The sequence below is a fragment of the Ralstonia sp. Ralssp110 genome (genome assembly GCF_047325135.1).
GTDB classification, from domain to species: domain Bacteria; phylum Pseudomonadota; class Gammaproteobacteria; order Burkholderiales; family Burkholderiaceae; genus Ralstonia; species Ralstonia mojiangensis.
The window spans coordinates 61,447-85,110 of the sequence record NZ_CP168610.1 but is presented as its reverse complement, the minus strand read 5'-3'; the positions used below and the strand labels follow the sequence as shown (position 1 = coordinate 85,110).

Here is a 23,664-nt window from a genome sequence, read left to right as displayed (position 1 = left end):
TCAGTTCTTTATTGGCGTTCTTCCAACAAGCGCACAGGCCGGACAAAAGCCGACAATTGCTGTGCCTGCCAGAATCGCTGCAGTCGCGTAGCCGGCAATCATGCCCCAGGGCGTGGGCGCCAGCGTTGCTGTAGCGACGGCTGTGCAGAGCCCCACGGAAGCGCGAATCAATCGCTCGGTGGTGGGCAGATTCCGCTTGAGATAGAACATATGGACACATCCTTCTGTTGTGCTGGTGACGGCTTCATAGAGGCACCGTCAGCGCAAAAGGATTCTTTTTTTTTGGGGTATTTCGGGACTGGGGACCATGGACAGTCCCTGGGCATCTCTCGCGGACTCTCAGCGGCCGCGTTTTGCCCGCGAACAGCGGCCGCCGTGAGGGGCTCCGTCGCACAAAGCCACTACAATAGCGCCCCTCTCGCTGGTGGCGCCCGCTCCTGACACCCCGTGCAGGCGCATGCCTCCTGCTGCACTCCAGAAGCCACAATCCTATGATGTCAAACGCCTGCGGCGTCGATTTCGGCACGTCCAACTCCACCGTCGGCTGGCTGAGACCGGACGCACCCACCCTGCTGCCGCTCGAAGACGGCAAGGCTACGCTGCCTTCCGTCATCTTCTTTCACGCCGAAGACCCGACGGTCAGCTACGGCCGTGCCGCGCTGGCAGACTATCTTGCCGGCTACGAGGGCCGCCTGATGCGCTCGCTCAAGAGCCTGCTCGGCACCTCGATGATGGACGACAGCACCGAGGTCATGGGCCAGGCCATGCCCTTCCGCAAGCTGCTGGCGCATTTCATCGGCGAACTCAAGCGGCGCGCCGAGCATGCCGCCGGCCATGAATTCCGCCGCGCCGTGCTGGGCCGCCCGGTGTTCTTCATCGACGAAGATTCCAAGGCCGATCAGCTCGCCGAAGACACGCTGGCGGACATCGCGCGCGACGCCGGCTTCGACGAGATCGCCTTCCAGTACGAGCCCATCGCCGCCGCGTTCGACTACGAGGCCGGCATCAGCGGTGAAGAACTTGTGCTGGTGGCCGACATTGGCGGCGGTACGTCGGACTTCTCGCTCGTGCGCCTGTCGCCCGAACGCGCGAAACGCCTTGACCGCCGCGAGGACATCCTCGCCAACGGCGGCGTTCACATCGGCGGTACCGACTTCGACCGCGCCCTGAGCCTGGCCAGCGTGATGCCGCTACTTGGCCTGAACAGCACGCTGCGCAACGGCAAGGCAATGCCGTCTGGCCAGTATTTCGACCTGGCGAGCTGGCACACCATCAACCACGTGTACACGCGCAAGGCGTGGGCGGTAGTGATGGACAATTACCGGGATGCCGCCGACACCGAAAAACTCGACCGCCTCATCCGCCTGATCCGCGAGCGCGCCGGCCACTGGCTGGCCATCCAGGTGGAAGCCGCGAAGATCGCGCTGTCGGATGCCCCGGTGGCGGAGATCGACCTGCACCGCATCGCGCCCGAGCTGAAGCAGCCCGTCACGCGTGAGGATTTCGACCAGTCGATTGGGAAGCTGGTCGGCAAGACGGTCTCGACGGTGCAGGCGATGCTGAAGACGGCGGGCGTCGCAGCGGAAGCCGTCGATACCATTCTCTTTGCCGGCGGCTCCAGCGGGGTGCCGTTGCTGCGCGAGCAACTGGCGCAAGTGCTGCCGTCGGCGCGGCGCGTCGAGGGCGATCTGTTCGGCGGGATCGGTTCCGGCTTGGCGCGCGATGCGGCGCGCAAGTTTGGCTGACGGGTTGAAAGGCTGAGGGGCGGCGGGACGTTTCGAGCGTATCGAACCAGACAGCCCGGCGCGCGGCAGGATGTCTCTAAAGGAAAACCAGATGAAGCTCCTCACCATCTCCGGCAGTGCCCGCCGCGATTCCGTCAACACGGCGCTACTGTTCGGCTTGCAAGACGTTGCCCCTGAGGGCGTCGAGCTATCGGTATTCCATCGCCTCGACACCTTGCCGGTCTTTTCGCCTGACCTGGAAGGGCAACAGACACCAGCCGAAGTGCTGGAATTCCTGACACTCGTGTCCGGATGCGACGGCATCATTATTGCCAGCCCCGAATACGTTCGCGCTATTCCGGGAGGGCTCAAGAACGTCATCGACTGGATGGTGTCGCGATTCGAAGTCATCGGGAAGCCCATTGCGCTCGCACATGCATCGCATCGTGGCGACGACATGCTCACATCGCTCCGGCTGGTGCTGTCCACTGTCAGCGATCAATTTCTCGAAGACGTGTTTTTGCGCATCCCGTTGATTGGAAAAACGCCAGACGAAATCAAAACCGGACTGAAGCTGCCTGAGCGGCAGTCCGAAATGCGCGGCTTTCTGTCCGCGTTCGTGACTGCGATTCATGCTCGGCAGACATCTGCGCATGGATGTCATGCCGTCACGAATGCCTCTTGATGGCTGTCTTCAACGTTTCAATTCCATGACTGGTGTCTAGGCCTCTGGCGGCGACTCATGGCCGCAAGCGGGCAGCTCCAGCGGCCAACGCCCAACGCCACTCCGATCCCACTCAGGCATCCCCGCCCGTCACGGGAATACATCAATCGGTTGTTATTTGCTGGAGCCTCGCCGCTGTACGGCAGCTAATACATCCCACGTCTGCGGATCGACATCGCGGCCTGAGCGACATCGAAACGTACCCAACGCGTCCCGATCGCCACAGCGCGCGCCACGCCCTAAGCGTGGGTGCGCTGCGCATGTCGCGAGGTCTCAGAGGCCGAGATCGCTCAAGCCAGGATGATCGTCCGGACGACGCCCCAGCGGCCAGTGATACTTGCGCTCGGATTCCTTGATCGGCATGTCGTTAATGCACGCATAGCGGCGTTGCATCAGGCCGTCTTCGCCGAACTCCCAGTTCTCGTTGCCATAGGACCGGAACCAGTTGCCCGAGTCGTCGTGCCATTCGTAGGCGTAGCGGACGGCAATGCGATTTCCGCCGAATGCCCACAGTTCCTTGATCAGACGGTACTCGTGCTCCTTCTTCCATTTGCGATCGAGAAACGCCTGCGCTTCCGCCCGATTGTTCGCAAACTCTGCGCGATTGCGCCATTTCGTATCGAGCGAATAGGCGAGCGCGACCTTGGCGGCATCGCGCGAATTCCAGCCGTCTTCTGCAAGACGGACCTTTTCCTTGGCCGATTCCAGCGTGAACGGCGGAAGCGGCGGACGAACTGCTGGCTGTTGAGTCGACATGACGGCTCTCCTTTTTCAGATTAGCGATTGGGTTGCATTGCACTTCGTGCGTTGCGGATCGCCCGACCCGCGACGCGATGAACTCAGAACGGCTTGGTCGGCAGGTACTTGCCGTTGAGCGTGATGACGGCACTCTCGCCGCCTTCGGGGTCCGGCACCTTCTGGATATCGAGCTTGAAGTTGATTGCGCTGATGATGCCGTCGCCAAATTTTTCGTGCACGAGCGCCTTCAATGTCGAGCCGTACACCTGCACCATTTCGTAGAAGCGGTAGATGGTGGGATCGGTGGGCACGCCGCCCGGAATGCTGCCGCGCACGGGAATGGTTTGCAGCAAGCGCACGGCGTCGGCGTCGAGTCCAAGGCGCTCGCCGATCAGCTTCGCCGCGTTCTCCGGCAGCGCGTGCTGACCGAGCAGCGCGGCTGTCGTGTACGCGACGCTCAAGCCCGTGCCTTCGTTGATGGCTTCAAACGTGAGGTTCTTGCGCACCTTCGCGTCGATGATGGTTTCCGTCAACGCTTCGCGCGCGTTCGGCGTGACTTGCGATTGGGTCATGATGTTGCTCCTTGAATAAGTCAACGTGGTGAGATCTGCAGTCGGAATAACGCGCTGGAAATCAGTGCGCAGCCACGCACTCGGCGGGTGTTGCGGTGACATCGGGATGCGCCGCGAGCGGTACGAACCGGCGAGTCGCGGTGTCGAGCGCGTCGATCGAACCGGATTCAATGTCGTAGACCCAACCGTGCAGATTGAGGCGGCCCTGCGCGAGCCCCAGTGCAACGCAGGGATGGGTCTTGAGGTTGTTGAGTTGCACGATGATGTTCTCGCGCACCATCGAGTCGACGCGCGCGCGCTCGCTCGCATGTTCACGCGACTCGTTGACGAGCTTTGCCGAGTCCGCGTAGCGCAGCCAGTTCGCGACGGCGGGCATATGGTCCAGGCACTTGCACGTCGCTATGGCCGTCATCGCGCCGCAGTCCGAGTGGCCGCATATCACGACATCCGTCACGCCAAGCGCGGCCACTGCATATTCGACCGTAGCCGACACGCCGCCAGGCTCTGGACCGAACGAAGGCACGACGTTGCCGGCATTGCGAATCACGAATAGGTCGCCCGGTTCGCGCTGCGTGACCAGTTCAGGAACCATGCGGCTATCGGAGCAAGAAATGAACAGTGTGCGCGGCGTCTGGCTGGTGGCCAGCTTGCGGAACAACGCCTTGCGTGTGGGCACGACGTCCCGTTGAAACTTTAGAAAACCGTCGATGATCTCTCGCATGGTCTGCTCCATTCAATCTGGCGTTCGCAACGTCGGTCAGTGCGATGCGTTGAACAGAGAATGGACCCGCCCCGTCATAGTGTCCAAGACGAGTTTATGATTCTCACCATAGGCAATACCAATAGTTAGAGGACGAGGGAGTTCGCCATGCTGTTGCGTCATATCCGTTACTTCCTGGCCGTCGCGGAACACCGCAATTTCACGCGCGCCGCCGAGGCGCTGCACGTTTCGCAGCCCACGCTGTCGCAGCAGATACGGCAACTGGAAGACGCGCTGCGCACTCAGTTGCTAGACCGTTCAGGGCGGAACGTGCAACTCACAGACGCCGGTGCGGCGTGGATGCGCTATGCGAAGCTCGCGCTGCAGGATCTGGATGCGGGCGTGCGAGCAATACAGGACGTCGGTGAACTGAGCCGTGGCAATCTGCGCCTTGCCGTGACGCCGACCTTCACGGCGTATCTCGTCGGCCCTGCGATCGATCGTTTTTATAGCCTGCATCCCGGCATTGCGATCGACATTCAGGAAATCACGCAGGATCAGATCGAAGCGCAGCTCGCCGATGACAGGCTCGACGCCGGCATCGCGTTCGAGTCCTCCCACAGCGCGGAAATCGAAAGCGAGCCGTTGTTTCGCGAGACGCTGAGCCTCGTCGTCGGCGGCGGCCACGTGCGCGCAAAGCGCCGCAAGCCGCTGTCAGCGCAGGACTTCGCCAACGAACGGCTGGTGCTGCTGAACAAGGCGTTCGCGACGCGGCGTTACATCGACGAATACTGCTCGCGAAACCAGATTCGCCCTCAGGTCGCCATCGAGGTCAGTTCGATCAGTGCGATCGTTGAGATCGTTCGGCGTGGGCAGCTCGCAACCGTACTGCCCGACGGCGTCGCGCGCGAGCATACCGAGCTGCACCCCGTGCTGCTCGACCCGCCGCTGCCGGCCCGCACGGCCGTGCTGCTGCAACGCAAGGATGCGTATCGGACGGCGGCGAGCAAGGCCTTCGTCCAGGTGTTGAAGGAATTGGCGGAGAACTTCCAACGCTGATGGGGTGCGCGTTACGTGCCGGCCTCTTCGCTTGGCGCGTCGCGCGCTGTGATCTTCAGCTGACGCAGCACGCTCCCTCTCCCCTGCCCTAACCACTGTGGCATCCCCGCCCGTCACGGGAATGCGTCAATCTGTTGTTATTGGCTGTAGCCTCGCCGCTCTATGGCAGCTAATACATCCCACGTCTGCGGATCAACATCGCGACCCCCGAGCGACATCGATACGTACGCGTCAATCGCATCCACAAAGCCTTTGATGAACGCTGGCGGAAATGCGTGCGCGGACAGATGTTGAAGCTGCTCGCGCAGCATGCCCGGCCGGCATTGGCCGTGGCTGCGCATAGCGGCGCGTGTGCGCCGGAGATACGCCTGCGCTGCGATGGCGCCGTTCAGGTAGGTGCGGTTCTTGGTGAGCCTGCCTGTGTCGGAGGACGTGGGCGGTGGGCTGGGTGATGTGGGTGGAGATGGGTAGGACGCGGGGCGGTGCCCGCTTTCGACAGGTGGCATGTCGGCCTCTCTAAGTGGCAGTGGAGGCACGCCATTCGTCGCCAGACGAAGGGTGGCGGGCCTGACGGCGGGGCTGGCGAACCGGCCCTTAGAGAACGACCGGCAGACCCGAAGGTCTCCCCGCCCGGCCCGCCATAGACAACACAAGCGAGCAGAAGCGGACCATCGCTTGCGCGATAGCCTCTCTAAGAACTGATATGCAGGTCGCCAAACCCGGCTGCCGTTGGTGCGGCAGCGGAATGGATTATAGCGATGGGGGCCTCTTCCAAGTTCCGATTCGTGCATCAGGCGGTGAGCTTCAACGGCCGTCTGACGCCACGCTCCGTTCACGCTCTTCGTCTACGATCCCAGTTGCTGAGCAGAACAATCAGACCAACGTAGTCTTGGTAAAGACAGGGGGATTCATGCTGTATCGCGTGCCACCGCTTGCGTGCATCGTGCCATTTGTGTTGTTGGCTGGGTGCGCAAGCCAGCCACCCATTCCGCCAGAAAACGGTTCGCCGGCAACACGTCCACCGGCTGTCGGATGCACAGCCCCGTCGCTGGTTTATCCCGCCGAGGCACGCCGCATGCGCATAGAAGGCGCGGGTGTTGTGTCGGGCGTGATCGAATCGGATGGAAGCATCTCCGGCGTGCGTGTCAAACGATCTTCCGGCAACGCCCTGCTAGATGAAGCTGCCGTGCAAGCGGTCCAGTCAATTGCGTGCGCCCCCTTCAAAGACCCAAAGACGGGTCAACCAACGCGCACCCCCTTTTCTAGATCGTTCGCATTCGGCCTAGACCGTAACCCCCCGACGATGCCGTGAGGTGGTCGTCATCTCCGGTCGGGGGCAGACAAATCCAACACCCCCCGCCCAACTGCCGCTCGACCCCACACAGGCATTCCCGCCCGTCACGGGAATGCGTCAATCTCTTGTTATTGGCTGTAGCCCCGCCGCTCTATGGCGGCTAGCACGTCCCACGATTGCGGATCGACATCGCGTCCCCCGAGCGACATCGATACGTACGCGTCAATCGCATCCACAAAGCCTTTGATGAACGCTGGCGGAAATGCGTGCGCGGACAGATGTTGAAGCTGCTCGCGCAGCATGCCCGGGCGGCATTGGCCGTGGGTGCGCATGGCGGTGCGTGTGCGCTTGAGATACGCCTGCGCTGCGATTGCGCCGTTCAGGTAGGTGCGGTTTTTGGTGAGCCTGCCTGCGTCGGACGACGTGGGCCGTGGGCTGGGTGATGCGGGTGGAGATGGGTACGACGCTGGTCGCGTCTCGTCTGCAATAGGCATAGGCGCCTCCGTGAGTATTGATTGGAGGTCCGCCTTCTCGTCGCCAGACGAAGGTGGCGGGCCTGACGGCGGGGCTGGCGAACCGGTACTCACGGCAACCGGCAGACCTTGCGGTCTCCCCACCCGGCCCGCCATAGGAGGCATGCGCGAGTGTGCCCGAGCGTATCCGCCAAGCGGACGCTCGTTGTGAGTATGTCGAGTCGCCAAACCCGACTGCCGTTGGTGCGGCAGCGGAATGGATTATAGCGATGGGGGCAGCGGCGAAAGTTGGATTCTTGATTCGTCGGGAGCGACGGTCCGAAGGTCACGCTTCACCCTCAAACAGGGGCGCTTCACCCTCGAAGAGTGGAACGCGAGGCTCAAACACTGGCGTTTCACTGTTTGAGGGTCGAACGTCAGTGTCAAAGAGTCGAACTCGACGGTCAGAAGGTCGCCTTCGAGCCGAAAACACTCGAACTTCACTGTCTGAGGGTCACGTTCCACCGTCTGAAGCTCGAGCGTCAGTGTCAGAGAGTCGAATTCGACATTCCGAGGCTCGCGCTTCACGCTCCAACATTCGAGCGGCGTGAGCGGGCTTGCTCGCCCCATGTGCGGGCGCTTTCCGTCAAAAGTTGTGTACAGCATTGCGATACGCCGCAGCGGTAGCCAACCTCACCGCGTTGTGCCAATCGGCATGACGTTGATATCCGCTTTAGAAGGAACGCAATGTCTCAGAACTTGATCTCGTTTCAACCCAGCGCCACCGACCTGACCGCCATTGACGGCGCGCTAAAGACACTGGAAGAAAAGCTCGTTGGCCTGATTGGCCTGTCAGTCGAGCAGCGCAGCACGCTCATGAAGATGGGCGACAAGTCCGAAGCGTTCTGCCGCCAGGCAGTGGAACTGCTGAGCAACAACCCCGGCGTGCTTCCTGCCAATTTCAACCTGCAGGAAATGCGACGTGACTTGGTGGGCTTTGACACCCTGCGCCCTCGCCTCGCCCGCGTGGAGAAGTTGCTGGAACGGATGCAGGATTCGCAACTGGCAATGGGTAGTGATCTGATGACGGCCGCGCTGGAGGGTTACACGTACCTGAAGGTTGCGGGTAAGGGCGAAGGGTTGGAATCGGCGCGACGGACGTTGTCGGCGCGGTTTAGCCGGGGGCCGCGGAAGAAGGTGGAGGAGGCGGCTGGGGAGTGAGGTGAGGGGCTGCAGATGGTGGCTTAGATGTGGGAAAGCCTGCACAAGGCGGGCCAACTGAGTTCGAATCTGGGCCAACGCCAGCAATAGAAACCCGCAAGCCATAGGGCTTTGCGGGTTCTTTTGACATCGCCGCTTGTTTTGCCCCTTCCCCGTTTGTGGGTTAGTTTCCACTCCAAGACACAACATCGAGATGTCAATGCATGCCTTCTTCTGGCGGAAAGCCAGCCACAAGCAACCACTCTTCGTCCTCTCGAATGTACAGCTGACCTAGGCCCCAACCAAACCGGCCGCCTGATAGGACAAAGCAGTCTCCACACATGCAGCCCCAAGCGTCGCCACCGCCAGGTACTTTGGTGTCGGCCATGTATTTCTGCTCAGCGAGCGTGCAACCACACACATCGCAATTTTCGGGAGCACCGGCGAAATGCTGTCCAAGCTGCCTACCTCGATCTAGATCGGCTAGCTCGTCCAAAATGAGATCGACGGAGCTGAGATCAACGATTCCTCCCCTATCGTGCTGCGAGATCTTGAAGACTAGTTGCCGTACGGATGCCTCGTTTTCGGCGATGTAGTCATAGAATGGTCCGATTGGCATAACGGCATCACACGGACGCCATCTTTCCTCACGCAGAGCGAAGAACCTCCTATCTGCGTCCAATATGTCACAACGGAAAGACCGATAGGCCAGCCCCATATCTTCCACGATGTCGGCGTCACGTGACTCATGCCCGCCCCACGTCATCGTCATGAGTAACCCCGTCAGATCGCCGTCGTAGTACGTTTGAAGAATCCGTTGCGACGACAGTGGCGAGCCGTTTGGTTGCAGGACGCCGTAGTACATGCGAACCGGGTCCGGGTCTCTTACAACTATGTGATAGGTAGGAACGTACAAGAACCCATCCTCGCGCGTAGTCGAGTAGTAAAGCGTGAGGAGTCCAGTGGCGGGATTGAAGACGGATATATCCAATTCCGCTGAGGGGTACTCTCGCTCCACTTCGCCGAGGGCCCTGAGCACATGTGCCTTCCAGGCAGGATTCTCAGCCAGACAGTTCTCAAGATCCGTTTTTGCCGAGGCCATGTGCGCACGGCTGGCGACGCTCACGGTCCGCTTGAACCGTTGCCCGGTTGAACCGTCCTCTCCTCGCAACTCGGACAGAATCGCCTCATCTTGGAGTAGCGTGTTGCGCCGGAAGACTCCGTAACGATGAATCACTTCCACGGTGCAATTGAGGCTATCCATGAACTTGGAAAATTTCGCCGGATATCCAATTTCGAGATGATCGCAAAGGGGACGTGGATCGAGACAAGCGATTTCCTCATAGAGGTGATGCAGCCTTTCTTCCTCACTCATTCCGTCAGTGGTTTCCCTCGCTTCAGCGAGGACATCCGGCTCACGCTCCAGTATGAGCCAGCACTGTTCCTCAGTAAGTTGCTGCGCAAAGTAGGCAATGAATTCGTAGGTGGGTAGCACAGGAGAAGAGTTCAGCTCGTCTTCGTCGGCTTGGCCTAACCCTCGAATGACGGACCACATCATTGCCTGGTGGTCAGACGACGCTGGCTGTGCTGGACGAAGAACCACGATGACAAAGTCCTCAACTCTCTTAGCGGCACATGAAGCCTCGATGGAGGTGATGCCCGCAGCTAACGCCTCCTCACTCTCATACCAATTCACGTCGTGCCAAGGAGCAATAAAACGCCCCTGAGTTACGGGGAGCAAGGCTGCGTGGGACGCAGTAACCTGCCCCGACAACGGATCTACGGTCAAGTGGAGCCCCAAGACGTCGAGCTCGGTGTCCGCCACAAAGCGAGAAAACGGCACCACCAGTTCTCGCCATTCGGTAGACGCAACGATGACACGAATTTCTGCGTCACGAGCACCAAGATGCCGCTTCACCCCCTCAACGTACTTGTGAACCTCGTGGATAGCTTCACGAGCAGCCGCGTCGCTCCTCTTGAGCTCTATCAGTACGTGATGACCTCGCGAGTCCCGAGCATATAGGTCCACAAAGCTCCGAGTGCCAAGCGAATTTGGTATGTATTGCTCCTTATTGAGGAGCTGCAACCCTTCCTCAAGCAAAGCAACGTTTTCTGCTATGCGGTCCCGCAACTCCGCTTCTGTCAATTGCATCCCCGTCCTGGAAATTGGTCCACAAGCTTTGCTCTATCGGCGCCAAATCGCATTGCACGTTGACACCACCTGTTCGCGAAAGAAGTGGCTTGTTAGCAATGGAGCTCATTCATCCGCTTACGGATGTAGTTCAAGTTGTCCCGCCACGGCGACATCTGCTGCGTAGTCACAGACAGCCGCAAAATCCCATCTCGATCCGCCTTAAGCCGCGCGCACTCCGCATTAACACTGCTGACCTGCTGCTGAACAGCAACCTGCTCAGCCGCCAAGTCCCGATCCCGCTGCGCCATCCGCTGATCCCACTGCCGCGCAAGCTGCTCTTCCGCGCGCTTCGCTGCTGCCGCAGCCTCTTCCATCTCGCGTTGACGAGCATTGACCGGCGCATCGGTGGGCGCATTGCCCACGAGCGCGCGCATCGCCTGCCCGCACGGTGCTTCCGTGTAGACCGTCTGCCCGTTGATCACGCATTTGTTCACGCCTGCCGGAGGCGTGGTGGCCCGTGCGGTGGGTTGCTGCACCGGTGGCATGGGCTGACGCTGTGGCGGCGCCGTGGTGGGTGCCGGCTGCGTTGAAGCAGCCTGCTGGCTAGGCACGGCTGCGCCATTGCCAGTGAGCCGCAATTGCTTCGCGGCGATGTAGACGACCAGAAGAACGGCCACCCAAACCATCAAGGAAACGATCCAGTGCACGCCTTGCTTGGCGCCCTGGGGTGGCTTGCCATACCAGCGGGCGTATTCCTTCTGCCAGTCGGGATTGCGCAGCTGCGGCGCTCGACGGTCTCTGAACCAATCGCGATCTTGTACTCCCACGACCCTCACCCCTTTCTATGGCGGCTTGTTTGTTATTTGCTGGAACCGCGCCGGACATAATCCGCTGGCCGGATATATGTGGTGCCCCTGCTCCCGGCGACGATCTACGCTACAACGAATTTATCCGGCGCGAAATGCCACAAATTGGGGTATCGAACACACGCCTTGCCAAGGCTCAAAAATACATAACGCCTTGCAACTGGCAAACGCCACCACCGGCTATTCGCCTGCTTTGATATTTCTCTTTGATTTTTAAGGGGAAAGCGCCGAGTACCTATGCGACGAGAACCGCGAGCCTCCCCGCTGGCGTTAGTCTCGTCGTAAATCAAATGGGTTAGGCAGCTTGTGACTGTGCGTAGAACTCAGGCCTTCACCTGCCCAACCTTGGCTCTCAGCCCAGCATCGAAAAACGAAAGACACCGTGCTCTGCGGGAATGGTGGCCTGCGCGAGCGGAGCGGCCAATGGCATTCCGTCCGCGCTATTTGTAAAGAGGACGAATCCGTTCCGTGACGACAGCGACACCATGGCGAATGCGCGGTACCCGGGGTTGTTTCCCCAATGCCAGAGGTAGGCGTCGTGGTTGGTCGTCTCGATGCCCCATCCGTATCCCCATGTCAGGCCCAATGCAGGGTCAACGGCGATAGGCCTGGCGAGGGTCAGCTCCAGCAAGGCGGTGTCGGCCAGCAGTGCCGAGATGAGCTTCGCGTAGTCCTCCGCCGTGGTGTAGAGCGACGCAGCCGCGTTGGCCTCGCTGAACACCAACTGCGAGCGTGAACTGCCGTTCACCAGGCGCTCCCGAATGTTGTCGGTCAGATGCAGTGCGGAATGCCGCATGCCGATCGGCTGGAAAACAGACTTCGACACGAAGGTTTCATACGCCTCGCCAGTGACGGCACTGATGACTGCCTGCAAGAGCGCATAGCCCTCGCCCGAGTATTGCCACCGCGTGCCCGGCTCAAACGCAGGAACGAGCTTGCCGCTTGTCCAGTTTGGTAGACCCGAGCTGTGATTCAGCAGCGTCGCTACAGGAATCTGCGCCAATGTGCTCGCAGGGACGAGATCGACCAGGGCGGCCTTTTGGGGGTTAAAGGGGTGCTGACGGTGTTTGTAGCCATCGGGCAGATAGTGCGAAACCGGCGCCTGCAGATCGAGCCGCCCCTCGCGCACCAGATTCAGCGCAACAAACGCGGTCACGGGCTTGGTCAGAGAGGCCGCTTGATATACAGCTCCAGGCCGAATCGGGGGCTCTTGCGAGCAACTTGACACCACCGTGGCGGTGCTGGGCTTTCCAGCCGCGAGGATGGCGTAGCTTGCCGCGCAAACGCGGAGCCGACGAGCGAGAGCGGGAAAGGGTTCGCCGCCGAACTTGGAAAGGTCGGTTGCGCAAGACGCCAGGAACGGCGCCAGCGCTCCGGCTGCAATGAATGCTCGACGCGGAATTGCCATCTATCGCCTTCTCGTTGATCGTTGATCGTTGCCCGCCTATCTAACCCACGCCACGCCGGCAACAAAAAACCCGCGACGCTCAACGCTTCGCGGGTTTTTTTGGGGCATCGCTCATCAAACGCTGCCAGTAACTTGGTGGACCGAAGGAGGATCGAACTCCCGACCTCCGCATTGCGAACGCGGCGCTCTCCCAGCTGAGCTATCGGCCCGTGGAAAATGAGTCTACCCGAACTCCCCGGGCGCTTTCAATCGGGGGTTTAACCCGCGTTTTCCATGCCCGGATTGCCTTCCATGCCGACAATGCGCGGCGTGTTCAGCGGCCTTGCGGTCACTTCGCGCTGGTCGCGCAGCCAGTCGGCCAGCACGTCCCACACGGGGCGCCCGCCCGCCTTGCGGGCTTCGGGCGACACGGCGGCCCAGCCGGCCACTTTGTAGCGGCGGTCGGCGTCGATGGGCTTGCCGTCACCCGGCCCCAGGCGCATGTCGGTAATGCGCTGGCCCATGGGCATCTTCGGGTCGATGGTGTAGCGCAGGCCGCCGGTGCGCACCATGTCGCCGCCCTGCTGGTAGTACGGGTCTGGGTTGAACAGATTGTCGGCCACGTCTTCCAGCACGGTCTTGATGGTGGCACCCGTCATCTCGGTGAGCGTGGTGGCCGGGTAGGTGATGGCGGTCTGGGCCATCAGCGCTTCCATGGTCAGGGCCTCGCCGGGCAGCAGCGTGGTGCCCCAGCGGAAGCCGGGCGAGAAGGCAATCTCGGCGCCCTGCGCGTGCATCAGGCCATCAACGATGAGTTGGTCGAACGTGCCGTTGAAGTTGCCGCGCCGGTACAGCAGGCCCCGGTTGGTGGCCAGCGTTTCGCCCAGCTTGTCTTTGTATGGCGTGCGCACGCGGTCAATCAGCGCCGTCATGGCCCGGTCTGGCGGCAGCAGATCGGCAAACACGGGCAGCAACGTATAGCGGATGTCGCGCACGGTGCCGCCGCGCACATCCAGATCGAGCACGCCGACAAACTTGCCGTTGGCGCCGGCGTTGGTCACGAGCGTCACGCCGCCCGGGTTGCTGACCTTGACGGGCGCGGGCACGGCGTCGTGCGTATGCCCGCCCAGGATGGCGTCCAACCCGCGCACGCGGGAGGCGAGCTTCAGGTCGACATCCATGCCGTTGTGCGAGAGCAGCACGACCACCTTGGCGCCCTTGCCGCGCGCCTCGTCAATCATCTTCTGCAGCCGTTCTTCCTGGATGCCGAAGGTCCAGTCGGGCGTGAAATCGGCCGGGTGCGCGATCGGTGTGTACGGAAACGCCTGCCCGATGATGGCCACCGGCACGCCGTTCAGCTCGCGCAGCACATACGGGTCGAACACCGGATCACCAAAGTCGGCGGTCTGGATGTTCTGCGCGACAAAGGCGACCTTGTTCTTGAAGTCGTGATCGACCACGTGGCGCACGCGGTCGGCGCCGTAGGTCATCTCCCAGTGCGGGGTCATGACGTCCACGCCCAGCGCCAGGGCTGCGTCGACCATGTCTTGGCCGTTGGTCCACAGCGCGGTGGCGGAGCCCTGCCATGTGTCGCCGCCGTCCAGCAGCAGTGCATTGGGGCGCGTGGCGCGCAGGCGCTTGATGAGCGTGGCCAGATGCGCGAAGCCGCCCATGCGGCCGTAGCGGCGCGCGGCCTCGGTAAAGTCGAGCGACGTAAGCGCGTGTGCGGCGCGCGAGCCCGGCGCAACGCCGTAACGCTGGAGCAGCGCGTGCCCCACCAGATGCGGCGGCTGGCCGGCCCATTGCGCCACGCCCAGGTTGACGCTGGGTTCGCGGTATTCGATGGGCAGCAACTGCGCGTGGCAGTCGGTGAAGTGCAGCAGGTGGACGTTGCCGAAGCGCGGCACGTCATAGCTGAACGTATCTGCGTGTGCGTCGGTCAGGCGCAGGCCGGCGGCTGCGGCAATCGCCAGGGCTTGAACGAATTCGCGGCGGTTCATTGCTTGGGGCTGTGTGCGTAGCGGGCCAGGTCGGCCACGTCGTCTTCGAGCATCTCACCAACTTCCTTGCGCACCACACGCCCCTTGGCGTCGAGCACGAGCAGCTCGGGCAGACCCTTGCGTGGGCCGGTGGCGGCGCACAGCGCGTCGGTTTCCATCGTCACCGGAAAGGTGAAGGCGCGCTTGGCGACGTAGTCCTTCGCGAGCTGCGGGTTGGCATCGATGCTGATGGTGAGGATGCGCAGGTCAGTACCGCGCGTGGCGTCATACAGCTTTTGCAGGCGCGGGTTCTGCAGCGCGCAGAACGGGCACCACGATGCCCACGTGGCGATGATGACGGGGTGCCCGCGCCACGCATCGCCCGGCACGCGCGTGCCGTCGAGCAATTGCAGGTCGGGCAGCGCAACCATATCGCCCACTTCGACAGCCTGCGCATGATTGGCAAACTGCGTGGCGGCAAACACCATCGCCGCTGCCGCCCACATCAGGAACCGTCGAGTGGCTTGCATGGCGTTATTGGTTCACGGGCGATGCCGGGTCGAACAACAACGCCATCACGTCGCGGATCTGCTGTTCGGTCAGGATGCCCTTGTGCCCAAAGCGCGGCATGTTGGAGCACGCCGCATACGCGTTGGAGTTGTAGATCTTGCCCCACGTGTAGCGCAGGATCGCTTCCGAATCCCCACGCAGCTTGCCGTACTGGTACAGCGACGGGCCGATGGTGCCGTACGACACCTCGTCTTTCGACAGGCGGTGGCAGGCATAGCAGTTGGCGCCGTTCGCGCCGCCGGCCGGGTCGGAGAACTGCATGCCGCGGCCGCTCTGCGCAGTCTTCTCGCCTTCCTTCCAGTCGCCCAGCCAGGTGTTGTCAGCCGGGTAGTGGATGGTCTTGAATTGCGCGTCTTCCAGTTTCTTGGCAACCGCGGCGGGCACGGCGTTGCGGTCGGCAAATTGGCTGCAGACCTTCTGCACGTCGTCGCGCTCGGTCACGCCTTCCACGGTGGCGGGGCCCTTGGAGACAAAGCTCTCCTGGATGACCTTGGCGAGTGCCGCGTCGGCCTTGGCTTCGGGCTTGGGCGCGGTGACGGCCTTGGAGGTGGCGTCCGCTGTGTGCGCGGTGCCGGCAGCCAGCGCCAATGTGAGCGCCGTCAGAACGATGGGGGTCAGTCGGGTCATACGTGGCCTCATCGTTTGATGGACGGCGCGTCCATCTTGCCGCCGTTGGCGTTGCGGGCGAGGAACATCTCCAGCGCGGTAATCACCTCGCTGCCGTAGAGCGGTTCCGGAAAGCGCTGCTGGCGCAGGCAGTCGTACAGGCGGTGCTGCATCGTGCGTACCTCGCCCTGCGACACGCGATACCCCGGCCATGTGGAATACGCAAAGCGCGCACCGTCGGCGGTCAGCAAGTCAGGCAGCTCCTGCAGGCGGATGCGCAAACCCGGCTGGGCATGGCACGTGGCGCAGGCAAAGTCATACGCGCCGCCACGGTAGAAGAACATGCGGCGGCCGAGTTCATACACGCGCTTTTCTTCGGGGTGGGCGAGCGGAATGTCGATGGCCGCGCCGCGCGATTCCGAAGCCACGTACGCCATCAGGCGTTCAATGTCCGACGCCTTGCCGGGCGACGAGAACGGGCGGGCCGATGCCTCTTCCTTGGTCAGCCCCTGCAGCGTCATGCGGCAATGCATGAGGCGCTGTTCGGCGTCCATCACACGGCCGGTGTCTTTGAAGAAGCGCGGCAGCTTGGCGTAGGCGCCCTTCACCACGCCGGGGCCCAGGCCCAGGTCGCACGCTTCAAGCGAGGCCTGCTTGGAGCCGGCGGGCTTCTTCCAGAGTTCTTCGCCGGCGGCTTCCCAGAGTTCGGCCGGGTTGCCGTCGGCCAGCATCTCGCGGTACTGCGCGATGCCGGCGGCGGTGCTGTCCTTGGCGTCCTGCGCGGATGCCATTACGGCGCCGCCGGCTGCCAACGCCGCAGCCAGCACCATCGTCCATGTCTTGTGTTTCACGGTCCCCTCCGTGGGTCGCCTACGGTTTGATATAGGCGAAACCTTCTTCCTGCTGCAAGCGGGTGATTTCCACCACACCGGCCGGCACCACCTTGGCTTCGAGCAGCAGCTTGTCTTCCGGCACCTTGAACGCCATCAGCGAGTTGTGGCACACGCGAAACTCCACGCCCATGCTGGCCAGCGCCGCCACCGGTGCATCAAACGGGCGACCCTGCGCATCCTTGGCGCCTTCAACCAGAAACTCGATGCCGTGGCCGAGTGCCACCACCACGATCTTCGTGCCGGGCGCGCCGTTCAGATGGTTGCGCAGGTTGCCGATGGCGCGCATGGCTTGGTCGATGCCTTCGCTCAGTTGGTAGACCACCTTGTAGCGGGCACCGGCGCCGCCAGCGCGCGGGGCATTCTGGGCTGCGGCCTTGCCGGCCACACCCAAAGCCGCCAGCGCGGCGGTCACACGAAAGAAGCTGCGTCGCATTTGGGCCTCCGGGCCTTTACTGGATAGACGTCTCGTCGGTGCGCTTGTCGCCGTGGTTGTCGACCCACGTGACCGTCACCTTGTCGCCCTTGGCGCCGCCCTTGAACTTGAAATTGAGGAACGGATCCTTCGACACGGCCGGGCCAAACTGGGCGTCGAGCACCGTCTTGCCGCTGTGCTGCACCGTCACGTTGGTGATGTGCCAGGCCGGTACGACCTTGCCGGACGCGTCTTTGCGCTGGCCGGTTTCCATGTCGTGCTTCATCAGGATCTTCACGTCGGTGGTGCCGCCGTTTTCCATTGCGCGAATGCGCATCGGGTCTGCCATGGTGTGTTTCTCCTGATGTTTAACCGCCGCAGCCACCAAGGGTGACCTTCACTTCCTTAGCTGCCAGCACCCATTTGCCGTTGGCGCGCACGGCGGCGTAGACCGTTGACGTCTCGCCCATCTTCACGCGCGTGCTCACAAACGGGTCGGTCCCGGCCGGAATGGCGAACGTTGCAGCCAGCGTGTTCGGGTTCTTTTCAACCAGGATGGCGATGAGGTCGGTGCCGGGCAGCGTGCTCGTCACGACCAGCGGCACCACGGCGCCGTTTTCGGCGATGTCCGGTGCGGTGAGCTGGATGCCCGCGCCGCCCTTGTCGACCGCGCCGCCGCCCAGTTGCTTGAGCACGTCGTTCACGCCCTTCACGGCAAAGGCGGCCTTGTTCCATTCGGCCGCCTGGGCCGGCGTGGCGATGCCGGCGGACACCAGCAGCGCCATCATGGCGCCGGCGCGCAGCACGTCGCGGCGGCTCAGGTTGATTGCGTCGTTCATCGTCCGTTCCTCACTTGGCCGGGGCGCCCGCGAGCACCCAGTCGATCACGGTTTTCAGATCGGCATCGGCGATCTTCGGATTGGCCGGCATCGGGATCTGGCCCCAGTTGCCCATGCCGCCCTCGCGCACCTTCTTGATGAGCTTGGCTTGCGCGCCGGCATCGCCCTTGTACGTGGCGGCAACGTCCTGGTAGGCCGGGCCGACGAGCTTGCGGTCGACGGCGTGGCAGCCCATGCAGGCGTTCTGGTTGGCGATGGACAAGGCGCGGGCAGCATCAACGGCGGCCAGCGCGGGCGTGGCGGACAGCGCCAGGCCGGCCAGCACCGCCGCAGCGGCGAGCGTGGGGGCGAACTTCATGTGGTCTCCAGAAGACGAGGCTGCCCGCATGCGTGTGCGGGCGAAATGGCGGGAATCGGACCCGGTATTGTGCCCGAAACGGGCCAAATCCTATGTCGCCCGCAAATGTCGTCCGCAAAGCAAAACGCCCGGTACCTTTCGGCCCGGGCGCTTGTTTTGGGAATGCGGCGATCAGGCCATCGCCCGCCGCGCGGCCAGCCGACCACCAAATACGTTGAGCAGCAGCCCGGCCATGACCACGGCGCCGCCCAGCCATTGGGCAGGCACCAGGCGCTCGCCAAGCAGCACGGCCGCCGACACCAGTCCCACCACCGGGACCAGCAGCGTGAGCGGCGCGACCTGGCTGGCCGCATAGCGCGCCAGCAGGCGGCTCCACAGGCTGTAGCCGAAGATGGTGGCACCAAAAGACAGGTAGACGATCGCGCCGATGCTCGACGCACTGATGTTCGCCAGGCTGTGCGCGATCTGCTCCGGCCCCTCCAGCCAGTACGACAGCAGGAAGAACGGAACCGGCGGGATGACGGCGCCCCACACCACCAGGCTCACCACGTTCACCGGCCCGATCCGCTTGGTGACAATGTTGCCGCTGGCCCACGAAAACGCCGCGCACAGTGTCAGCAGGAAACCGGCGGTGGTCATGCCCGTGACCGAGCCGCCACCCGCCATGCCGATGATCGCCAGACCGCCCGCGGCCACCGCCATGCCCCCCAGATGGAACCAGCGGATCGGCTCGCGCAGCACGATGGCGGCAATCGTCAGCGTAAAGAAGGCCTGCGACTGCAGCACCAGCGAGGCCAGCCCCGCCGGCATGCCCACGTACATGGCCGAGAACAGGAACGCGAACTGCCCGAAGCTGATGGTGGCGCCATAAGCCACCAGCCACTTGAGCGCAATCTTGGGGCGCGGCACGAACAGCACGGCCGGGAACGCGACCAGCGCAAAGCGCAGCGCACCCAGCAGCATGGGCGGCACGCCATGCAGGCCCACCTTGATGACGACGAAGTTGACGCCCCACACCAGCACAACGGTCAGGGCCAGCAGCAGATCCTTGGGAGACATGATGATCGGAAGGTTCAGACGGCCGCCCGTGCGGCCACATGACGCACTGTAGGCGCGGGCCGCTTAGGCGACTTGCACAATCTTGCGCATTGTTTGTGCCGGGCGCCTCGGCCTTGCCCTCCTTAGCCCAGCATGTCCGACCAGATGGCGCGGCTCCAGCCCTGGGCCAGCTTGCCCTCCGCTGCGGAAGGTGCATCGGAAAGCCCACCGGCGCCGGGCACCGTCACCATGGTGTGCTCGGCCACGTCGTAGCGGTGCACGGTTGCCACGTGCATCGCTTCGTCGGGCGTGGCAAAGCTGTAACAGGTGTTGGTGTACAGCGGTGACGCATCGGGCGCGTGGCCGGCCAGCATCGCCACCACGGCGGCGGCGGCCACCTTGCCGTGCTGATTGGCCATGTGACCCGACTTGGGCATCAGCGGCGCAGTCTGGATGGCATCGCCAATCACATGCACGCCCGGCGCCACCTTCGATTCGAACGAGAGGAAGTCCACCTCGCACCAGCGCCCATTGGCCGTCGCCAACCCGGCTTGCACGGCAATCGCTCCGGCGCGCTGCGGCGGGATCAGGTTGACGACATCGGCCTGCACGTCGTCTTGCACATCGAACTTGAGCACGCGGCCCGTGGCATCGATGTCGACGGCGTTGTATTGCGGGCGATATTCAATGTGCTGCGGATAACGTTCAGCCCAGACGCGCTTGAACAGCGCGCCCTTGGAGGTGACGTCATCGTTGGCATCGAGGATGAGTACGCGCGAATCCGGCTTGGCGCGCTGCAACCAATGGGCGATCAGGCACGCGCGCTCGTACGGCGCGGGCGGGCAGCGGTACGGCGCCAGCGGAATGCTGATCGCCACCGTACCGCCGTTGGGCATGGCTTCGAGCCGGTGGCGCAACGCCTGCGTCTGCATGCCGGCCTTCCATGCGTGCGGCGCCTGTGCGGCAGTGGCCGCATTGGCGAGACCGGGAATCGCCCCCGGCACGAAGTCGATACCGGGCGAGAGGATCAGCCGGTCGAAATCGAGCGTGCCGCCGCCGGTCAGCCGCACCTGCTTTGCGCCAAGGTCGATGGCCGATGCGCGATCGCGCACCCACCGCACGCCGTGGCGCTCAACCAGTGCGTCATACGGCACGGTGATGGACGCCATGTCACGGTCGCCCGACAGCACGAGATTCGACAGCGGGCACGAGACGAACGCGGCGTTCGGCTCAACCAGCGTCACGTCGACACGGCCACCGGAAAACACTCGCACGTATTTGGCTGCCGTCGCGCCGCCGTAGCCGCCGCCCACCACCACCACGCGCGCATTGCGCACGCCCGACAGCGATGCGCATGCGGCCAGCGGCCCCGCCAGCGCGGTTGCCCCGAGCGCGCGCAGGAGTGCGCGTCGGTCCTTGCGCATCAAGTCGCTCATGGCGCCTCCTGTGGTTGGCGTGACAGCCAGCCGGCAATGGCGGCGATCTGCGCATCGTCATAACCGCGGGCGATCTGGCCCATCACCGTAGACGGGCGCGTGCCGCTGCGGAATGCCTGCATCGCGTCGATCAACTCGGCCTGCGAGCGTCCGGCCAGCGGCGGCAGCGTCTGCGCGGCCAGCTTGGCGCCGGGTGCGGTATCGGCGTGATGGCAGCTGGCGCACGTGGCAGCCCAGGTGCGGGCCTGCAGATTGGTGGGGGGATGATCGGCCGCATGGGCCACATCGGGCGCGGGGGCCGTAAGCAGCGCCGCAAGCGACGCTGCGGCGGCAAGGCGGTGGACGACGGGCATCGGGAGGCTGCGAAGTCGCGGAAGCGTCATACGCTAACACGCACGGCCAGCCGTGTGCCCTGTGATGCGTGCAGCCAACAAAAAACGCAGCGCGGTGGCTGCGTTCCTTGCGAATCGATGTTGCGGACGTGGCTTACGGCAATTGCTTGCCCGGCGGCAGCGCTGGTGAGTTGGTCGGCGACACCGTCACGCCCGGCGAGGCCGATGTGACGGGTGCCGGTGCCTGCGTGGCCGTCGGCGTACCCTGCACCGGCGCCGGCGTGCCTTGCGATGCATCGGGCGCCGTCGACGCGTTGGTCGACGTGGCGTTGGCGTCCAGGCGCTTGCGCTCGTCTTCGCTCACGTAGTCGAACACCTTCACGACCTTGTTCACGCCGCCCACCGTGCGCACGGCTTCGGTGGCCTTGTTGCCTTCGGCCTCGGTCACCACGCCCATCAGGAAGACGGTCTGCGCTTCGGTCGTCACCTTGATGGAGTTCCAGGGCACGCCTTCCGTGCCGGCCAGCACGCTCTTCACCTTGGTGGTGATGTACGTATCGTTGGTGCGCGAGCCGAACGTGCTCGACACCGGCGTCACCACGATCTCGTTGACGACCTCACGTGCGTTCTGCAGCTTCTGTGCGTATTGGCCGATCTCCTGCTTGGTCTGCTCGGTGCCGGCCTCGCCGGTCAGCAGGACCTTGCGGTTGTAGACCGTCACGTTCACGTGGGCGCGGCCGTCGTAGCGCGAGATCAGCGTGTTTTCGGCTTCCATCTGCAGGCCGCGGTCGATGGTCTGGGTGGCGGTCGGACGGCGGTCGGTGGCGAGCGCCACGCCGCCGGCCACGGCACCGGCAAACAGCGGGAAGCAGGCGGTCAACTGCGTTGCGGTAATACCGGCCAGGGCGGCCAGCACGGCGGTGCGCTTGACCGTGTGACGGAAGCGGGCAAACGTAGGCGACGAGAGTTTCATGCTGTCCTTGAATGAAGTCCGGAAGAAAGAAGAGCGAGGTTCATGCGAGGTTTAGGCGTCGGCACCGAAGGCATCGCGCATCCATTCGATACGCGCACCATCGATGGCGATAACGTCAAAACGGCAGGCGGGCACCTCTTCAGCCTGCCGTGCGAGAAAATCTTCGGCCGCGGCAATCAGGCGACGCTGCTTGGCGGGCGTGACACTCGCGGCCGCCCCGCCGAAGCGCTGCGTGGAGCGCGCCACGCGGGCACGCACCTCGACGAATACCAGGGCGCCAGCCGCATCGCGCATCACCAGATCGATCTCACCGCCCTTGCAGCGATAATTGCGGCTGACCACCGCCAACCCGCGCGCTTGCAAGTAGCGCAGCGCACGGTCTTCACCGGCTTCACCGGTGGCGGCTGTGATGGTCTGCGGCGCATGCATGTGCGGTTTGAACCAAGTGACTGAGAGAAGTTCTCGTGAGTGATCCTGACTGGACCCTGCTGGCGCATGACCAGCACTATCCCGCCGGCGCATTATATGTGGTGGCCACCCCCATCGGGAACGCTGCCGACGTGTCGCTGCGGGCGCGTTACGTGCTGGGCCTCGTCGACGCGGTGGCCTGCGAAGACACGCGCAACACCGGGCAACTGCTCAATCGGCTGGGCCTGTCTCGACCGATGCTCGCGGCGCACCAGCACAACGAGCGAGAAGCCGCTGCACGCATCGTCGCGCGCTTGGCGCAGGGCGAGCGCATCGCCTATGTGTCCGATGCAGGCACGCCCGGCGTGTCGGACCCGGGCTCGCGCATTGTCGAGGCGGTGCGCGCGGCGGGCCAGCGCGTGATTCCGCTGCCTGGCGCCAGCGCCGTGGTGACGGCGCTTTCCGCCGCGGGCGAATTGCTCGACACGTCGGAAGGGCAGTTCACCTTTGTCGGCTTCCTGCCACCCAAGGCCGGCCAACGCGAGGCGGAGATCCGCCAATGGGCGGCGCACGGACCGGCATGGGTTCTGTACGAGGCGCCGCATCGCATTGAGGCCACACTCGCCGCGTTGGCCGAGCACCTGCCCGCGCGACGCATCCTGATCGGCCGCGAGTTGACCAAGCTCTTTGAGCAGATCGTCGTGCTGCCCGCTGCGCAGGCACCTGCATGGCTTGCCGCCGACGCCTCGCACGGCAAGGGCGAATTCGTGTTGGTGGTGGAAGGCGCAGGCGCGCAGGACGCGGCACCGACCGCGATGGCGGCGGATCAGGTCTTGCGTCTGCTGTTGACCGAGCTGCCCGCCAAGCGCGCAGCCAAGCTGGCCGGCGCGATTACAGGCGCGTCGGTCGACACGCTGTATCAGAGCGCGCTGGCGCTGAAAAACGAAGGGAAAGACTGAGGCAGGAAGGC

The 23,664-nt window shown here is 63.4% G+C and carries 28 protein-coding genes and 1 tRNA gene; 6 read left to right on the top strand and 23 right to left on the bottom strand.

Features of this window, described 5'->3' with window-relative positions; translation table 11 throughout:
* Positions 1-210, bottom strand: a complete 210-nt coding sequence (locus ACEN9T_RS09065) for a DUF2892 domain-containing protein (protein WP_413707574.1) — start codon at positions 208-210, stop codon at positions 1-3.
* Positions 211-491: 281 nt separating this feature from the next.
* On the opposite strand from ACEN9T_RS09065, the gene ACEN9T_RS09060 reads away from it, so the two are divergent.
* Positions 492-1,745: an Hsp70 family protein gene (locus ACEN9T_RS09060; RefSeq protein ID WP_413707573.1), complete on the top strand. Its 1,254-nt coding sequence runs from the start codon at positions 492-494 to the stop codon at positions 1,743-1,745.
* Between the two features lie 91 nt (positions 1,746-1,836).
* A complete protein-coding gene (locus tag ACEN9T_RS09055) occupies positions 1,837-2,409 on the top strand; it encodes an NADPH-dependent FMN reductase (RefSeq protein ID WP_413707572.1) in 573 nt (190 codons plus the stop codon).
* Between the two features lie 312 nt (positions 2,410-2,721).
* On the opposite strand, the gene ACEN9T_RS09050 is transcribed toward ACEN9T_RS09055, so the two are convergent.
* The 3 genes from ACEN9T_RS09050 to ACEN9T_RS09040 all read right to left on the bottom strand — a co-directional run bounded on the left by ACEN9T_RS09050 (position 2,722) and on the right by ACEN9T_RS09040 (position 4,479).
* The gene (locus ACEN9T_RS09050) at positions 2,722-3,204 is read right to left on the bottom strand and encodes a DUF1348 family protein (RefSeq protein WP_232041328.1); all 483 of its coding nucleotides are present in this window, start codon (positions 3,202-3,204) and stop codon (positions 2,722-2,724) included.
* Between the two features lie 83 nt (positions 3,205-3,287).
* Positions 3,288-3,758: a cyanase gene (cynS, locus tag ACEN9T_RS09045; protein WP_413707571.1), complete on the bottom strand. Its 471-nt coding sequence runs from the start codon at positions 3,756-3,758 to the stop codon at positions 3,288-3,290.
* A gap of 61 nt (positions 3,759-3,819) precedes the next feature.
* Complete coding sequence (locus tag ACEN9T_RS09040; RefSeq protein ID WP_413707570.1) at positions 3,820-4,479, bottom strand: carbonic anhydrase; 660 nt, start codon at positions 4,477-4,479, stop codon at positions 3,820-3,822.
* A 147-nt stretch (positions 4,480-4,626) separates the two neighbouring features.
* Here ACEN9T_RS09040 and cynR point away from each other — a divergent pair, with 147 nt between their 5' ends.
* On the top strand, positions 4,627-5,517 hold the full coding sequence (gene cynR / locus ACEN9T_RS09035) for a transcriptional regulator CynR (RefSeq protein WP_413707569.1): 891 nt from the start codon (positions 4,627-4,629) through the stop codon (positions 5,515-5,517).
* Positions 5,518-5,654: 137 nt separating this feature from the next.
* Here the strand turns inward: cynR and ACEN9T_RS09030 are convergent, their stop codons facing one another.
* Positions 5,655-6,023, bottom strand: coding sequence for a hypothetical protein (locus tag ACEN9T_RS09030; RefSeq protein ID WP_413707568.1), 369 nt, complete (start codon positions 6,021-6,023; stop codon positions 5,655-5,657).
* Positions 6,024-6,220: 197 nt separating this feature from the next.
* Between ACEN9T_RS09030 and ACEN9T_RS09025 the strand changes: the two genes are divergently transcribed.
* Complete coding sequence (locus tag ACEN9T_RS09025; protein WP_413707567.1) at positions 6,221-6,829, top strand: energy transducer TonB; 609 nt, start codon at positions 6,221-6,223, stop codon at positions 6,827-6,829.
* A 110-nt stretch (positions 6,830-6,939) separates the two neighbouring features.
* Here ACEN9T_RS09025 and ACEN9T_RS09020 read toward each other — a convergent pair whose 3' ends face one another.
* Positions 6,940-7,305 carry a hypothetical protein gene (locus ACEN9T_RS09020; protein ID WP_092976652.1) on the bottom strand — a complete coding sequence of 122 codons (366 nt, stop codon included), beginning with the start codon at positions 7,303-7,305 and terminating at the stop codon, positions 6,940-6,942.
* A gap of 705 nt (positions 7,306-8,010) precedes the next feature.
* Here ACEN9T_RS09020 and ACEN9T_RS09015 point away from each other — a divergent pair.
* The gene (locus ACEN9T_RS09015; protein WP_316885670.1) at positions 8,011-8,484 is read left to right on the top strand and encodes a hypothetical protein; all 474 of its coding nucleotides are present in this window, start codon (positions 8,011-8,013) and stop codon (positions 8,482-8,484) included.
* A gap of 196 nt (positions 8,485-8,680) precedes the next feature.
* Here ACEN9T_RS09015 and ACEN9T_RS09010 read toward each other — a convergent pair whose 3' ends face one another.
* From ACEN9T_RS09010 to ACEN9T_RS08930, 17 genes are all read right to left on the bottom strand, one after another.
* Entirely contained in the window at positions 8,681-10,615 is a 1,935-nt protein-coding gene (locus ACEN9T_RS09010) for an endonuclease NucS domain-containing protein (RefSeq protein ID WP_413707566.1), read from the bottom strand.
* Between the two features lie 92 nt (positions 10,616-10,707).
* Positions 10,708-11,424, bottom strand: a complete 717-nt coding sequence (locus ACEN9T_RS09005; protein ID WP_413707565.1) for a hypothetical protein — start codon at positions 11,422-11,424, stop codon at positions 10,708-10,710.
* A 391-nt stretch (positions 11,425-11,815) separates the two neighbouring features.
* A complete protein-coding gene (locus tag ACEN9T_RS09000; RefSeq protein WP_413707564.1) occupies positions 11,816-12,871 on the bottom strand; it encodes a serine hydrolase domain-containing protein in 1,056 nt (351 codons plus the stop codon).
* Between the two features lie 133 nt (positions 12,872-13,004).
* Positions 13,005-13,080: transfer RNA gene (locus ACEN9T_RS08995), tRNA-Ala, on the bottom strand.
* Positions 13,081-13,128: 48 nt separating this feature from the next.
* Positions 13,129-14,850 (bottom strand): thiosulfohydrolase SoxB, encoded by a 1,722-nt coding sequence (gene soxB / locus ACEN9T_RS08990; RefSeq protein WP_413707563.1) that lies wholly within the window; start codon positions 14,848-14,850, stop codon positions 13,129-13,131.
* Complete coding sequence (locus ACEN9T_RS08985) at positions 14,847-15,359, bottom strand: TlpA family protein disulfide reductase (protein WP_413707562.1); 513 nt, start codon at positions 15,357-15,359, stop codon at positions 14,847-14,849. The genes soxB and ACEN9T_RS08985 overlap by 4 nt, the downstream gene beginning before the upstream one ends.
* Before the next feature lie 4 nt (positions 15,360-15,363).
* A complete protein-coding gene (soxX, locus tag ACEN9T_RS08980) occupies positions 15,364-16,038 on the bottom strand; it encodes a sulfur oxidation c-type cytochrome SoxX (protein ID WP_413707561.1) in 675 nt (224 codons plus the stop codon).
* Positions 16,035-16,835, bottom strand: coding sequence for a sulfur oxidation c-type cytochrome SoxA (soxA, locus tag ACEN9T_RS08975; protein ID WP_413708433.1), 801 nt, complete (start codon positions 16,833-16,835; stop codon positions 16,035-16,037). The genes soxX and soxA overlap by 4 nt, the downstream gene beginning before the upstream one ends.
* A gap of 40 nt (positions 16,836-16,875) precedes the next feature.
* Complete coding sequence (locus ACEN9T_RS08970; protein ID WP_092976763.1) at positions 16,876-17,331, bottom strand: DsrE family protein; 456 nt, start codon at positions 17,329-17,331, stop codon at positions 16,876-16,878.
* Positions 17,332-17,347: 16 nt separating this feature from the next.
* The gene (gene soxZ / locus ACEN9T_RS08965; RefSeq protein WP_004628733.1) at positions 17,348-17,659 is read right to left on the bottom strand and encodes a thiosulfate oxidation carrier complex protein SoxZ; all 312 of its coding nucleotides are present in this window, start codon (positions 17,657-17,659) and stop codon (positions 17,348-17,350) included.
* A 19-nt stretch (positions 17,660-17,678) separates the two neighbouring features.
* Positions 17,679-18,149 carry a thiosulfate oxidation carrier protein SoxY gene (gene soxY / locus ACEN9T_RS08960; RefSeq protein WP_092976761.1) on the bottom strand — a complete coding sequence of 157 codons (471 nt, stop codon included), beginning with the start codon at positions 18,147-18,149 and terminating at the stop codon, positions 17,679-17,681.
* A 10-nt stretch (positions 18,150-18,159) separates the two neighbouring features.
* Positions 18,160-18,507: a c-type cytochrome gene (locus ACEN9T_RS08955; protein WP_413707560.1), complete on the bottom strand. Its 348-nt coding sequence runs from the start codon at positions 18,505-18,507 to the stop codon at positions 18,160-18,162.
* A 171-nt stretch (positions 18,508-18,678) separates the two neighbouring features.
* Entirely contained in the window at positions 18,679-19,566 is an 888-nt protein-coding gene (locus tag ACEN9T_RS08950) for an EamA family transporter (protein WP_092976756.1), read from the bottom strand.
* Positions 19,567-19,688: 122 nt separating this feature from the next.
* A complete protein-coding gene (locus ACEN9T_RS08945; RefSeq protein WP_413707559.1) occupies positions 19,689-20,981 on the bottom strand; it encodes an NAD(P)/FAD-dependent oxidoreductase in 1,293 nt (430 codons plus the stop codon).
* Positions 20,978-21,334: a c-type cytochrome gene (locus ACEN9T_RS08940; RefSeq protein WP_413707558.1), complete on the bottom strand. Its 357-nt coding sequence runs from the start codon at positions 21,332-21,334 to the stop codon at positions 20,978-20,980. Before ACEN9T_RS08940 ends, ACEN9T_RS08945 begins: the two co-directional genes overlap by 4 nt.
* 133 nt (positions 21,335-21,467) lie before the next feature.
* On the bottom strand, positions 21,468-22,286 hold the full coding sequence (locus ACEN9T_RS08935) for a BON domain-containing protein (protein ID WP_252692341.1): 819 nt from the start codon (positions 22,284-22,286) through the stop codon (positions 21,468-21,470).
* Positions 22,287-22,337: 51 nt separating this feature from the next.
* Positions 22,338-22,715, bottom strand: coding sequence for a YraN family protein (locus ACEN9T_RS08930; RefSeq protein ID WP_045204725.1), 378 nt, complete (start codon positions 22,713-22,715; stop codon positions 22,338-22,340).
* A gap of 35 nt (positions 22,716-22,750) precedes the next feature.
* Here ACEN9T_RS08930 and rsmI point away from each other — a divergent pair, with 35 nt between their 5' ends.
* Complete coding sequence (gene rsmI, locus ACEN9T_RS08925; protein WP_092976744.1) at positions 22,751-23,653, top strand: 16S rRNA (cytidine(1402)-2'-O)-methyltransferase; 903 nt, start codon at positions 22,751-22,753, stop codon at positions 23,651-23,653.
* The last annotated feature ends 11 nt before the right edge of the window (positions 23,654-23,664 follow it).

What these genes read in the sequence shown, in the direction of transcription:
- ACEN9T_RS09065 (WP_413707574.1), bottom strand. Translation starts at nt 210, where the DNA reads ATGTTCTATCTCAAGCGGAATCTGCCCACCACCGAGCGATTGATTCGC.
- ACEN9T_RS09060 (WP_413707573.1), top strand. Translation starts at nt 492, where the DNA reads ATGATGTCAAACGCCTGCGGCGTCGATTTCGGCACGTCCAACTCCACC.
- ACEN9T_RS09055 (WP_413707572.1), top strand. Translation starts at nt 1,837, where the DNA reads ATGAAGCTCCTCACCATCTCCGGCAGTGCCCGCCGCGATTCCGTCAAC.
- ACEN9T_RS09050 (WP_232041328.1), bottom strand. Translation starts at nt 3,204, where the DNA reads ATGTCGACTCAACAGCCAGCAGTTCGTCCGCCGCTTCCGCCGTTCACG.
- cynS (WP_413707571.1), bottom strand. Translation starts at nt 3,758, where the DNA reads ATGACCCAATCGCAAGTCACGCCGAACGCGCGCGAAGCGTTGACGGAA.
- ACEN9T_RS09040 (WP_413707570.1), bottom strand. Translation starts at nt 4,479, where the DNA reads ATGCGAGAGATCATCGACGGTTTTCTAAAGTTTCAACGGGACGTCGTG.
- cynR (WP_413707569.1), top strand. Translation starts at nt 4,627, where the DNA reads ATGCTGTTGCGTCATATCCGTTACTTCCTGGCCGTCGCGGAACACCGC.
- ACEN9T_RS09030 (WP_413707568.1), bottom strand. Translation starts at nt 6,023, where the DNA reads ATGCCACCTGTCGAAAGCGGGCACCGCCCCGCGTCCTACCCATCTCCA.
- ACEN9T_RS09025 (WP_413707567.1), top strand. Translation starts at nt 6,221, where the DNA reads ATGCAGGTCGCCAAACCCGGCTGCCGTTGGTGCGGCAGCGGAATGGAT.
- ACEN9T_RS09020 (WP_092976652.1), bottom strand. Translation starts at nt 7,305, where the DNA reads ATGCCTATTGCAGACGAGACGCGACCAGCGTCGTACCCATCTCCACCC.
- ACEN9T_RS09015 (WP_316885670.1), top strand. Translation starts at nt 8,011, where the DNA reads ATGTCTCAGAACTTGATCTCGTTTCAACCCAGCGCCACCGACCTGACC.
- ACEN9T_RS09010 (WP_413707566.1), bottom strand. Translation starts at nt 10,615, where the DNA reads ATGCAATTGACAGAAGCGGAGTTGCGGGACCGCATAGCAGAAAACGTT.
- ACEN9T_RS09000 (WP_413707564.1), bottom strand. Translation starts at nt 12,871, where the DNA reads ATGGCAATTCCGCGTCGAGCATTCATTGCAGCCGGAGCGCTGGCGCCG.
- soxB (WP_413707563.1), bottom strand. Translation starts at nt 14,850, where the DNA reads ATGAACCGCCGCGAATTCGTTCAAGCCCTGGCGATTGCCGCAGCCGCC.
- ACEN9T_RS08985 (WP_413707562.1), bottom strand. Translation starts at nt 15,359, where the DNA reads ATGCAAGCCACTCGACGGTTCCTGATGTGGGCGGCAGCGGCGATGGTG.
- soxX (WP_413707561.1), bottom strand. Translation starts at nt 16,038, where the DNA reads ATGAGGCCACGTATGACCCGACTGACCCCCATCGTTCTGACGGCGCTC.
- soxA (WP_413708433.1), bottom strand. Translation starts at nt 16,835, where the DNA reads ATGGTGCTGGCTGCGGCGTTGGCAGCCGGCGGCGCCGTAATGGCATCC.
- ACEN9T_RS08970 (WP_092976763.1), bottom strand. Translation starts at nt 17,331, where the DNA reads ATGCGACGCAGCTTCTTTCGTGTGACCGCCGCGCTGGCGGCTTTGGGT.
- soxZ (WP_004628733.1), bottom strand. Translation starts at nt 17,659, where the DNA reads ATGGCAGACCCGATGCGCATTCGCGCAATGGAAAACGGCGGCACCACC.
- soxY (WP_092976761.1), bottom strand. Translation starts at nt 18,149, where the DNA reads ATGAACGACGCAATCAACCTGAGCCGCCGCGACGTGCTGCGCGCCGGC.
- ACEN9T_RS08955 (WP_413707560.1), bottom strand. Translation starts at nt 18,507, where the DNA reads ATGAAGTTCGCCCCCACGCTCGCCGCTGCGGCGGTGCTGGCCGGCCTG.
- ACEN9T_RS08950 (WP_092976756.1), bottom strand. Translation starts at nt 19,566, where the DNA reads ATGTCTCCCAAGGATCTGCTGCTGGCCCTGACCGTTGTGCTGGTGTGG.
- ACEN9T_RS08945 (WP_413707559.1), bottom strand. Translation starts at nt 20,981, where the DNA reads ATGAGCGACTTGATGCGCAAGGACCGACGCGCACTCCTGCGCGCGCTC.
- ACEN9T_RS08940 (WP_413707558.1), bottom strand. Translation starts at nt 21,334, where the DNA reads ATGCCCGTCGTCCACCGCCTTGCCGCCGCAGCGTCGCTTGCGGCGCTG.
- ACEN9T_RS08935 (WP_252692341.1), bottom strand. Translation starts at nt 22,286, where the DNA reads ATGAAACTCTCGTCGCCTACGTTTGCCCGCTTCCGTCACACGGTCAAG.
- ACEN9T_RS08930 (WP_045204725.1), bottom strand. Translation starts at nt 22,715, where the DNA reads ATGCATGCGCCGCAGACCATCACAGCCGCCACCGGTGAAGCCGGTGAA.